The following is an 11,509-nucleotide window of genomic DNA, read 5'->3' on the forward strand; positions in this document are numbered from 1 at the left end:
ATGCTGACGTTCCTGCTGCGGCGGCTGCCGTCGCTGGTCGTGGTGCTGCTGGCCAGTTCCGCGATCGCCTTCCTGCTGCCCCGGCTCGCGCCCGGCGACGCGGCCACCACCATCGCCGGGCCGGACGCCGCGCCCGAGGCGGTCGACGCGGTCCGGCACAGCCTGGGCCTCGACCAGTCCCTGCCCAGCCAGTACCTGCACTGGCTGGGCGGGGTGCTCACCGGCGACCTCGGCACCTCCTTCACCACCGGCCGGCCCGTCGCCGAACTCCTCACCGACCGGGCGGCCAGCACGATCGAGCTGGCCGGCGCGGCGGCGCTGCTGATGACCGTCCTCGGCATCGGGCTCGGCGTGCTCGGCGGCGCCCGCCGCAGCCGGCCGGTCCGCGCCGCCGTCGACGCGTTCTCCAGCGCCCTGCTGGCCGCGCCGCCGTTCCTCACCGGCCTGCTGCTGGTGCTCGCGCTCGGGATCGCCCTACCGGTGCTGCCGGCCAGCGGCGAGGTGTCGCTGCTCGACGACCCGGTCATCGGCGCGCAGTACCTGATCATGCCGGCGGTCGCGCTGGCCCTGCCGCAGGCCGCCGCGATCGGCCGGCTCGTGCAGACCGAGATGCGCCGCAGCCGCGGTGAGGAGTTCGTCGACCTGGCCCGGGCCAAGGGGCTCAGCCCGGCGCAGGTGACCCGCCGGCACGTGCTGCGTACCAGCCTCGGCACCGCGGTGGTGGCGATCGGGCTGCGCCTCGGCGAACTGCTCGCCGGCGCGATCGTGGTCGAGGCCGTGTTCGCCCGCAACGGTCTCGGCTCGCTCGCGGTCGCCAGCATGCAGTCCCGCGACTACCTGGTGGTGCAGGTGCTGGTCCTGCTCGCCGTGGCGGTGGCCGCGGTCATCCAGATCCTCACCGAGCTGGTCCTCGCCTGGCTCGACCCGCGCGTCCGGTTGGGGGCGTCATGACCGTGCTCACCACCCGCCCGGGCAGCCGGTACGCCGCCGCGCTGCGCACCCCGCGCGGCCTCGCCGGGCTGCTGCTGGTCGGCGGCCTGGCCCTGCTCGCGCTGCTGGCGCCCGTGCTGGCCCCCGGGGGCTACGACGCCCAGGGCGGCGCCGCCCTGGCGCCCGCGTCCTGGCCGGCCCTGTTCGGCACCGACGAGTTGGGCCGGGACGTCCTGGCCCGCGCGCTGTACGGGCTGCGCACCGACCTCACCCTGGTCGGTCTGGCCGTGCCGGTCAGCGCCGCCCTGGGCACCCTGCTCGGCCTGGCCGGCTTCCTCTCCCGCGGCCTGGGCACGCTGATCCAGCGCTGCCTCGACGTCATCCTCGGCTTCCCCAGCCTCATCCTGGGCATCTGCATCGCGCTGGTGGTCGGCGCGGGCTGGTGGGCCCTGTTCATCGCGATCGTGATCTACGGTCTGCCCGCGTTCGGCCGGCTGGCCCGCGCCAGCCTGCTCAGCCAGGCGCAGCGGGAGTACGTGCTGGCCGCGGAGATCATGGGCGTGCCCCGGCCGAGGATCATGCTGCGGCACATCCTGCCGCACGCCCGGGACCCGGTGATCGTGCAGGTCGGGGTCGGCATGGTCAGCGGCGTCTTCCTGGAGTCGTCGCTGAGCATCGTCGGGCTGGGCATCCAGCCGCCGGAACCGTCGCTGGGCGCGCTGCTCAACACCGGCATGCGGTTCATGACCGCCCAGCAGTGCTACGTGCTCGGCCCGGCGCTGCTGTTGTTGCTGCTGGCCTTCGGCCTGACCCTGATCTCCGACGCGCTCAACGAGGCGGTGCACCCATGACGAGCCCACTGCTGGAGGTCCGCGGCCTGCGGACCCGGTTCGGCGGCACCACCGTCGTGCACGACGTCGACCTCACCGTTCGCCCCGGCAGCATCCTGGGCGTGGTCGGCGAATCGGGCTCCGGGAAGTCCGTCACCGCCCGCTCGCTCATCCGGCTGCTGCCCGCCCCGGGCGCGGTGGACGGCGGCGAGGTGCGGTTCGCCGGCGAGGACCTGCTGGCCGTGCCGGAGCGGCGGATGCGCCGCATCCGGGGCAACCGGATGGCCATGGTGTTCCAGGACCCCCAGTCCGCGCTCAACCCGGTCCGCACCATCGGCGACCAGGTGATGGAGGCGCTGACCAGCCATGGCATGGCCCGCGGCCCGGCCCGGGCCCGGGCCGCCGAGCTGCTGTCCCTGGTCGGCATTCCCGACGGGCCGGGGCGGATGGGCGACTATCCGCACCAGTTCTCCGGCGGGATGCGGCAACGGGTGGTCATCGCGATCGCCCTGGCCAACGACCCGGAGCTGCTCATCGCCGACGAGCCGACCACGGCGCTGGACGTCACCATCCAGGCGCAGATCCTGCGCCTGCTCACCCGGCTCCGCGACGACCTCGGCATCGCCATCATCATGATCACGCACGACATGGGCGTGGTCGCCGAAATCTGCGACGAGGTCGCCGTGCTCTACGCGGGCCGGGTGGTCGAGCACGGCGCCGTGGCGCGGGTGCTGACCGCCCCGCGGCACCCGTACACCGCGAACCTGCTGCACGCGATGCCCCGGCTGGCGGCGACCCCCGCCGCCCGGCTCGCCGCGATCCCCGGCGCCCCGCCCGACCCGGCGGACCCGCCGGCCGGCTGCGCGTTCGCCCCGCGCTGCGCGCAGGCCACGGCCGAGTGCGACGGGCGGCGACCGCCGCTGCGCCGGGTCGACGGCCGCGAGGTGGCCTGCTGGCACGCGGCCGGTACGGCACCCGTGGTCGCCCCCGCCGCCGCGGCGGCGGCCCGCCCACCCGTGGGCGAGGTGGTGCTGCGCGTCGAGGACCTGCGGGTCGACCTGGCCACCCGGCGCCGCCTGGGGCGGGCGCCGCGGCCGGTGTACGCAGTCGACGGCGTCTCCCTGCACGTGGCAGCCGGCGAGACGCTCGGTCTGGTCGGCGAGTCCGGGTGCGGCAAGTCCAGCCTCGCCAAGGCCGTCGTCGGCATCAACCCGGTCAGCGCCGGCACGGTCAGCGTCGACGGCGCGCGGGTGGACCCGGCGGCGGGCGGGACCCGCCGCACGGTCCAGTACGTGTTCCAGGACCCGTACGCCTCGCTCAATCCGCGCCGCACCGTGGGGCAGTCGATCATCGAGGCGCTGCTCGCCGGTGGCACCCCCGCCGTCGAGACCCGGGACCGCGCCGCGAAGCTGCTGGCCACCGTGGGGCTGAACGCCGCCCACCTGGACCGCTATCCGCACGCCTTCTCCGGTGGGCAGCGGCAGCGAATCGGCATCGCCCGGGCGCTGGCCACCGGTCCCCGGCTGCTGCTGTGCGACGAACCCGTGTCGGCCCTCGACGTGTCGGTGCAGGCCCAGGTCATCAACCTGCTCGCCGACCTGCGCGACGAGCTGGGGCTGGGCTGCCTCTTCATCGCCCACGACCTGGCCGTGGTACGCCACCTGGCCGACCGGGTCGCCGTCATGTATCTGGGCCGCATCATCGAGACCGGACCCGCCGCGGCGGTGTACGACGCGCCCCGGCACCCGTACACGGCCGCGCTGCTCTCCTCGTCGCCCGAACCGGTCCCCGGCCGGCGGCGGGAACGGATCGTGCTCACCGGCGACCTGCCCAGCCCGAGCAACCCCCCGACCGGCTGCCGGTTCCGCACCCGCTGCCCGATCGGGCCGCTGCACCGGCCGGATCGGCAGGTCTGCGTCGAGGTGGATCCACGGCTGGGCGCGGGCGAGCACCAGGCGGCCTGCCACTTCCCCGGGGAGCTCCGGTGACCGACCTGACCCGGCTGCGGGCGATGTACCTCTTCGACCGCAGCCTGTCCGACCTGGACGCCCTCCGTCCGCTGCTGCGCCGGGCCGCGACCGCCGGGATCACCACACTGGTGACCAAGGCGGCCGCGGTCACTGGCCCGCTCGTGCGGCTCTGCCACGACCACGGGCTGCGGGTGCTGGGCAGTGTGCCGTGCCTGAGCGACCACGCGGACCCGCTCGACCGCCCGGACCTGCGTCCGGTCGACCAGCACGGCGGGTGGGCCCGGATGGAGTGGTACACCGGGCTCATTCCCACCGACGCCGGCTACGCCGACGACCTGACCCGTCGCTGTGCGCGGCTGGCCGCCGAACCGGGTCTGGACGGGCTGCTCCTGGACTTCCTCCGCTGGCCGCTGCACTGGGAACTGGAACTGCGGCCGGGCGCCGTGCCGCGCGAGTCCTCCTTCGACCCCACCACCCTGGCCGCGTTCACCCGGGCCACCGGGGAACGGTTGCCCGCCGCCCGGCGGGCCGCCGTCGCGCTGCTGCTCGGGCCCCTGCGCACCGAGTGGTACGCGTTCCGCACCCGGGTGATCACCGAGCTGGCCGCCCGGCTCGCCGCCGCGATCCGGGCCGTCCGTCCGGACGCGACGGTCGGCATGTTCCTGGTGCCCGGCGACGCCGGCCAGCGGGCGCTGGTCGGGCAGGACGTGGCCGCGCTCGGGGAGCACGTCGACGGGTTCCTGGTCATGACGTACCACGGCATCGTGGCCCGGCCACCGTCCTGGATCGCGGCCACCGTCGCCGACCTCGCCGCGCGGACCAGCCGGCCGGTGGTGCCGATGGTGCAGACCACCGCCGACCGGCGGGTGGCCCGGGGCGCCGATTGGGGTGGCCCGCTGGACGCCGGCGGGTTCGCCGCCGCGCTGGCCCGGGCGCCGGGCCCGCTCTGCCTGTTTCCCGCCGAAGGCATGGATGATCCCCGGTGGCGTCTGCTCGCCACGACGCTCGCCGCCGACCCGAGGAGCCTGTGATGACCGTCGACGTACTCGCCCGCCTGCGCGGTCAGCTGTCCCACCTGCCCCGCGCGGAGCAGGCCATCGCCCGGGTGGTCCTGGACGCCCCGGGGGCCGCCGCTGAGCTGACCATCTCCGAGCTGGCCCAGGCCGCCGGCACGTCGGAGACGACGGTGACCCGGTTCTGCCGCAACATCGGCCTGCGTGGCTACCCGCAGCTGCGGCTGCACCTGGCCGCCGAGGCGGAGCGGCAGCGCAGCGACGCCCGCCCCGACGTCAACCTCGCCGGCGACATCACCCCGGGCGACAGCACCGCCGAGGTCATCCGCAAGGTCGGGTACGCCGACGCCCGCGCGGTCGAGGACACCGTGGCCCGCCTCGACATCGCGGCCCTGGACAAGCTGGTCGAGGCGATCGACGCGGCCGGCCGGGTCGACGTCTACGGCGTCGGGTCCAGCGCCAGCGTGGCCGCCGACGCCGCGCAGAAGCTGTCCCGGATCGGGCACTTCGCCGCCGCCTGGTCCGACGCGCACGCGGCGCTGATGAGCGCCTCCAACATCCGTCCTGGCGACGTGGCGATCGCGCTGACCCACTCCGGCCGTACCCGGGACATCCTCGACGTGCTCGCCGAGGTCCGCCGGCGCGGCGGCACCGTCGCGGTGATCACCAGCAATCCCGAGTCGCCGGCCGCCGTGGCCGCCGACGTCGTACTGGTCACCGCGGCCCGGGAGACCACCTTCCGCAACGGCGGCACGGTGTCGCGCACTGCCCAGCTCACCGTCGTCGACTGCCTGTTCGTCCTGCTCGCCAAGCACCGCTACGAGGAGTCGCTCGAGGCGATGGAGCGCGCGCACGACGCGGTGCGCGGCCGCGCGCTGCCCATGGAGAGGGATCCACGATGAGCACCACCGCCGACGCCGTGCGGGTCGCGTCACCCACCGAGACCCGCAATCCGCGCACCCTCGACATCGACCGGCTCGATACCCTCACGCTGCTGCGGACCCTGCACGCCGAGGACGCGCGGGTGCCCGCCGCGGTCGCCGCGGCGCTGCCCCGGCTGGCCGAGGCGGTCGACCTGGCCGTGACCGCGCTGCGCCGCGGTGGCCGGATCCACTACTTCGGCGCCGGCTCGTCCGGTCGCTTCGGCGTGCTCGACGCCGCCGAGGTGCCGCCCACCTACGGCCTGCCGCCCGGCCGGTTCGTCGCGCATCTCGCCGGCGGCGACCGGGCCATGACCGCCGCGGTGGAGAGCGTCGAGGACTCCGCCGAGGCCGGCGGCGCCGCCGCCGGCGGCCTCACCGCCCTCGACGTCGCGGTCGGCCTCACCGCCAGCGGCCGTACCCCCTACGTGGCCGGCGCCCTGCGCGCCGCGCGCACCCGCGGCGCGCGTACCGTTCTGGTCAGCGGCAATCCGGCCGCCCCGCTCGACGACCTGGCCGATGTGCACATCGCCGTCGAGACCGGCCCGGAAGCGGTGATGGGGTCCACCCGGATGAAGGCCGGGACCGCGCAGAAGCTGGTGCTGCACACCTTTTCCACGGCGACGATGGTGCGGCTCGGGCGCACCTACTCCAACCTCATGGTCGACGTCGTCGCCACCAACGCCAAGCTGCGGGGGCGGGTACTGACCACACTGGTCGCCGCCACCGGCGTCGAGGAGGCCACCGCCCGGCAGGCGCTCGCGGCCGCCGGTGGGGACCTCAAGGTCGCGATCGTCACCGTGCTCACCGGCACCGACGCCGCCACCGCCCGGGGCCGCCTCGACGCGGCCGGCGGCCACGTCCGGCGCGCCCTCGGCCGATGACCGGCCACGTCCTCGGCTTCGACGTCGGCGGCACGGGGGTGCGGGGCAGTCTGGGCCGCCTCACCGCCACCGGGGTCGAACGCGTCGCCACCCACCGGCACCCGACCCCGGTCCGGATGGGACCGGACGGGGTGGACGCCGCCAGCGTGCTGCGCGCCGTGACCGAGACGGCGGTCGCGCTGCTGCCCTCCGGTGCGACCGCGGAAGCCACCGTCATCGGCTGCACCGGGGCGACCCTGCTGGGCGACGCCCTGCGCCGCGAGCTGCCCGGTCTGGGTTTCGGTGGCCGGCTGCTGCTCTGCTCGGACGTGCTGACTTCGTACGTCGGTGCCTTGGGCCTCGGCGGGGGAGCGGTGGTCGCCGCCGGGACCGGGGCGGTCGCCCTGGGCAGCGACGGCCGCGGCGCCTGGCAGCGCGCCGACGGCTACGGCGTCCTGCTCGGCGACGTCGGCGGCGGCGCCTGGATCGGTCGTGCCGCCGTCGGCGCCGCGCTGCGCGCCCGCGACGGCCGCCCCGGCGGCTCCGCCGCCCTGCTGGCCGCGCTGCACGACCGCTACGGCGACCCCCGCTCGCTCGTCCACGCGGTGACCACCCGGGCGGAGCGGGGCGCGCTGCTGGCCTCGTTCGCCCCGGACGTGGCGGCCCTCGCCGCCACCGACCGCATCGCGCACCGGATCCTGCGGGCCGCCGGCCGGCACCTGGCCGACACCCTGCTCGCGGCGCTGCCCCCCGGGGCGCCTCCGGTCGTCGCGGCCACCGGGAACCTGCTGCGCGCCGGTCCGCCGCTCACCACGGCCCTCACCCGGAGGGTCGCCGCCCGCGCGCCGCACCTGGCGCTGCGCACCGTCCTGGACACCTCCATCGACGGCGCGGTCACCCTCGCCGCCGCCGTCGTACGGGACGCGCCGCCACCCGGCGCGGAGATCACCGAGCTCACCCCCGCCGGGACCGCCCCCGGTTCCCGGCCGACCCCCACGGCGGTCTGACCGCCGCCAGCACCGATGAAGGGCCGGCCGTACCGCGGACCGACCCCGCACGGACCCCGTCCGGACCGCGCCGGGACGCATCCATGACGGGCTTCCGCCACGGCGGAACTCCGCCGTGCTCGTCGGCGCTGCCTCCGCCATCCAACTGTCAGGATCCTGGCGCACCTTCTGGTCGCCGAAAGGAAGCTCACGATGCCCACACCCTCGCTCCGGCGACGGGCCGTCACCCTCGGCCTGGCCGGCGCGGTCATCCTCGCCGCTTCGACCATGTCCGCCCCGCCCCCGGCCGCGGCGGGCACCGACCTGCCCCTCGGCAGCCGCCCCGCGGCCGGTACCCAGGTCACCCTCATCAGCGGGGACCGGGCGCTGGTGGGTACGGATCCGGCCGGCCGGCCGACCGCCACCGTCCTGCCCGGACCGCACGCCGATCCGGGCGGCTACCTGACCCGCGCCTTCCAGGGCGACGTCTACGTGCTCCCGTCCGTCGCGCTGCCCCTGATCAACGCCGGACGGTTGGACGAGGAACTGTTCAACGTCACGGAGTTGGTGCGGCAGGGCTACGACGACCGGGCCACCGCCACCCTGCCGCTGCTGGCGACCTACGGGGGAGCCGTGACGCGGACCCGGCAGGCGCCCCAGCCGCCCGACGGCGCGGACGTGGTCTCGACGCTGCCGGTGGCCGACGCGGTGGCTCTCTCCGTCGAGAAGCGGGACACCGCCCGGTTCTGGCAGGACCTGACCGACGCCGACGGGCCGCGGATCGCCAAGCTCTGGCTCGACGGGCGGGTCACCGCGGACCTCGCCGAGAGCACCGCGCAAATCAACGCGCCGACGGCGTGGGCCGCCGGGTTCGACGGCACCGGGACCACGGTGGCCGTGCTGGACAGCGGCTACGACGCCACCCACCCCGACCTGGCCGGCCAGGTCGTCGACGCGAAGAACTTCACCACCGACGCCGGCGGCGCGGTGGATCAGCACGGGCACGGCACGCACGTCGCCTCCACCGTGGCCGGCACCGGCGCGGCGTCCGGCGGCGCCGAGAAGGGCGTCGCGCCCGGGGCCAAGCTGCTCATCGGCAAGGTCCTCGACCGGGCCGGCAACGGCCAGGAGTCGTGGATCATCGCCGGCATGCAGTGGGCCGTCGACAAGGGCGCGGACGTGGTCAACATGAGCCTGGGCGGCAGCGTCGGCACCGACTGCACCGACCCGATCGGCGTCGCGGCCCAGCGGCTCACCGCCCAGGCCGACACGCTGTTCGTCCTGGCGGCCGGCAACTCCGGCCCGGGCGCCCGTACGCTCGGCTCGCCCGCGTGCGCCGACGCGGCACTGACCGTGGCCGCCGTCGACGCGGCGGGCGCCACCGCGCCCTTCTCGAGCCGCGGTCCGGTGACCGGCTCGCACCGGGTGAAGCCGGAGATCGCCGCCCCCGGCGTGGCGGTCCGCGCCGCCCGCAACGGCGGCGGCACGAGCGACCCCTACGTCGCCATGTCCGGCACGTCGATGGCCGCCCCGCACGTGGCCGGCGTCGCCGCGCTGGTCACCCAGCGCCACCCGGCGATGAGCGCCCAGCGGCGCAAGGCCCTGCTGGTCTCCTCGGTCGCGTCGGGCGCGAGCGGCGGCGTGTACGCGCAGGGCGCCGGCGTGGTCGATGCGTACCGCGCGGTCACCGCCGAGGTGTCCGGACCGGGCACCGTCGACGCGGGCTCGTTCGCCTGGCCGCACCTGCACCAGCAGCCCGCCACCACGACGGTGACCCTCACCAACGACGGCGACACCCCGGTCACCCTCGCGCTGTCGATCGAGGGCGCCACGGGTGAGGACGGCGCCCCGCTGGCCCGCCGGACGCTGACCACCGGGCTCGACTCGGTGACCGCGCCGGCGCACGGCACGGCCGACGTCCCGGTGATCCTGGACCCGTCCGTCCGGCAGAGCGCGTCGGGGTACGGCACGATCGGCGGGCGCCTGGTCGCCCGGGCCGGCGACGGCACCACGGTCACCACCGCGATCGGCGCCTGGCTGGAGCCGCACACCGTCACCGTCGGCCTGCACCTGGTCGACCGGCGTGGCCAGGCGCCGGCCACGCCCTCCTTCGTCGACGTGGTCGACATCGACCGGCTCACCGCCCAGCGCTTCACCACCTTCACCAGCGACCCGGTGCTGCGGCTGCGCGAGGGCCGCTATTCGATCGCCGCGCTCATCGCGAGCCGCGACGAGGGCACCACGGGGGAAGCGGGCCTGGTCAAGTCGATCACCTTCATGGGCGACCCCGACCTGGTCGTCAACCACGACGACACGGACCGGACCATCACCTACGACGCCCGCACGGCGGTACGCCAGAAGGTCGACGGCGAGCGGCCGATGGAGGCGCAGAACACCACGATGCAGTACGGCCGCTGGTGGGACTCCGCCTACCTGTCGGCCGCGTACACCGGCGGCACGTCGGTCGACGAGGTGTACGTCGGGCGGACCACCCCGGTGCGCTCGGGTGGCTTCGAACTGGACACCCTCTACCGGATGTCCGCCCCCGAGCTGGACCTGCGTACCAGCGGTGGGCTCACGCTGCGGCCGGAATACCTGGTCGCCCCGTTCACCCAGCCGGCCGCGGCGGTGAAACTGGACGGCCGTGGCTCGGCCCCGCTGGCCTTCGCGGGCGCGGGCACCGCGGCGGAGGTGGCCGCCGCCGACGTGGCGGGCAAGGTCGTGCTGGTGGCTGACGCGGCGAACCCGACGGCCGTGCTCTCGGCCGCGGCGAGCGCCGGTGCCCGGGCCGTGCTGTTCAGCCACGACGGCGCGGGTCGCTGGACCGCCGCCGCGGCGGGCAACACCATCCCCGGGATGACCGTCAGCGCGGCCGAGGCCACGGCGCTGCGGCAGGCACTGGCCGGCGGAGCGGTCACCCTCGAATGGACCGCCGTGGCGGCCAGCCCGTACGTCTACAACCTGGCGTTCGTCGACGACGGCATGACCCGCCCCGACGTGGTCCGCCACGTCCGCGACCGCGACCTCGGCCGGGTCGACGAGACGGTGTACTCGATGCGCACCGACCGGGCGGTGCTGGAGGTCGTGCAGGCCTACCGGCCGTCGTTCCCGACGGTCGCCGCGATGACCTCCGTGCCGATGCGCGCCCCGTTCACCCGCGCCACCTACTTCACCGCGGACCAACGGTGGCGGCAGTTCGTCGGGGGCGCGGGAGTGTTCGACGAGTACCTGTCCGACGTGCCGCGCAGCTACGCCGCGGGGTCGGTGCGCCGGGCGCAGTGGTACCGGGGACCGGTGCGCTCGGTCGGCACCCGCCGCGCCGACCTGTCCCCGGAGCACGTCGGCGAGCGGCAGCAGGATCTGATCGGCATCGCGATGCTGCCCTTCGGGGACAGCGACCCCGACCACTACAGCGGTGGCGGCGCCTTCGGGGACGCCGGCAACGTGCAGGTCTTCCGCGACGGCGCACAGGTCGGCTCCTCACCGTTCCCGTCCGGGGCCTGGTCGGTGCCGGACGAGGCCGCCGACTACGAGCTGCGGGTGACCACGATGCGGTTCAACCCCGGCCCGCCGTACCACCCGAACTGGAACCTGTTCCACCGCACGGAGACCTCGTTCCGGTTCCGCTCCCAGCGGCCCGCCGACGACAGGGTGCACGCGCTGCCGCTGCTGGTGCCGTCGTACGACATCCCCGTGGACGAGCGCAATCTCGCGCCGGCGAGCGCGGACGTCACCGTCGGCTTCGGCGCGGCGGGACAGCGCGACTACGACGCGGGCCGGATCGTCGGCGCCCGGATGTGGGTCTCCTTCGACAGCGGCACGACCTGGTCGGCGGTGCCGGTGGCGGAGCGCGGCTCCGGGTTCACCGCCACCATCGACCAGTCCGGCCAGGCGGGCCGGGACGCGTCGCTGCGGGTGGAGCTCACCGACGAGCACGGCAGCAGCGTGCAGCAGACCCTGATCAAGGCGTACGGGGTGCGGTAGCCGCCGCGGCGTC

At 75.6% G+C, this 11,509-nt stretch carries 8 protein-coding genes; all 8 read left to right on the top strand.

The window, feature by feature from the left end; genetic code table 11:
- The 8 genes from AB0I11_RS04605 (at position 1) to AB0I11_RS04640 (ending at position 11,496) form a co-directional block, all read left to right on the top strand.
- Entirely contained in the window at positions 1–951 is a 951-nt protein-coding gene (locus AB0I11_RS04605; RefSeq protein WP_357312974.1) for an ABC transporter permease, read from the top strand.
- Positions 948–1,781: an ABC transporter permease gene (locus AB0I11_RS04610; RefSeq protein WP_357312977.1), complete on the top strand. Its 834-nt coding sequence runs from the start codon at positions 948–950 to the stop codon at positions 1,779–1,781. Before AB0I11_RS04605 ends, AB0I11_RS04610 begins: the two co-directional genes overlap by 4 nt.
- Positions 1,778–3,748, top strand: coding sequence for an ABC transporter ATP-binding protein (locus AB0I11_RS04615; protein WP_357312982.1), 1,971 nt, complete (start codon positions 1,778–1,780; stop codon positions 3,746–3,748). The genes AB0I11_RS04610 and AB0I11_RS04615 overlap by 4 nt, the downstream gene beginning before the upstream one ends.
- On the top strand, positions 3,745–4,761 hold the full coding sequence (locus AB0I11_RS04620; RefSeq protein ID WP_357312985.1) for a hypothetical protein: 1,017 nt from the start codon (positions 3,745–3,747) through the stop codon (positions 4,759–4,761). The genes AB0I11_RS04615 and AB0I11_RS04620 overlap by 4 nt, the downstream gene beginning before the upstream one ends.
- The gene (locus tag AB0I11_RS04625) at positions 4,761–5,645 is read left to right on the top strand and encodes a MurR/RpiR family transcriptional regulator (RefSeq protein ID WP_357312989.1); all 885 of its coding nucleotides are present in this window, start codon (positions 4,761–4,763) and stop codon (positions 5,643–5,645) included. The genes AB0I11_RS04620 and AB0I11_RS04625 overlap by 1 nt, the downstream gene beginning before the upstream one ends.
- On the top strand, positions 5,642–6,547 hold the full coding sequence (gene murQ / locus AB0I11_RS04630) for an N-acetylmuramic acid 6-phosphate etherase (RefSeq protein ID WP_357312994.1): 906 nt from the start codon (positions 5,642–5,644) through the stop codon (positions 6,545–6,547). The genes AB0I11_RS04625 and murQ overlap by 4 nt, the downstream gene beginning before the upstream one ends.
- Positions 6,544–7,533, top strand: a complete 990-nt coding sequence (locus AB0I11_RS04635) for a BadF/BadG/BcrA/BcrD ATPase family protein (protein ID WP_357312997.1) — start codon at positions 6,544–6,546, stop codon at positions 7,531–7,533. The genes murQ and AB0I11_RS04635 overlap by 4 nt, the downstream gene beginning before the upstream one ends.
- 192 nt (positions 7,534–7,725) lie before the next feature.
- Positions 7,726–11,496 (top strand): S8 family serine peptidase, encoded by a 3,771-nt coding sequence (locus AB0I11_RS04640; protein ID WP_357313000.1) that lies wholly within the window; start codon positions 7,726–7,728, stop codon positions 11,494–11,496.
- Positions 11,497–11,509: the final 13 nt, after the last annotated feature.

Source organism: Micromonospora sp. NPDC050495 (assembly GCF_040655175.1).
Taxonomy (GTDB): Bacteria; Actinomycetota; Actinomycetes; order Mycobacteriales; family Micromonosporaceae; genus Micromonospora.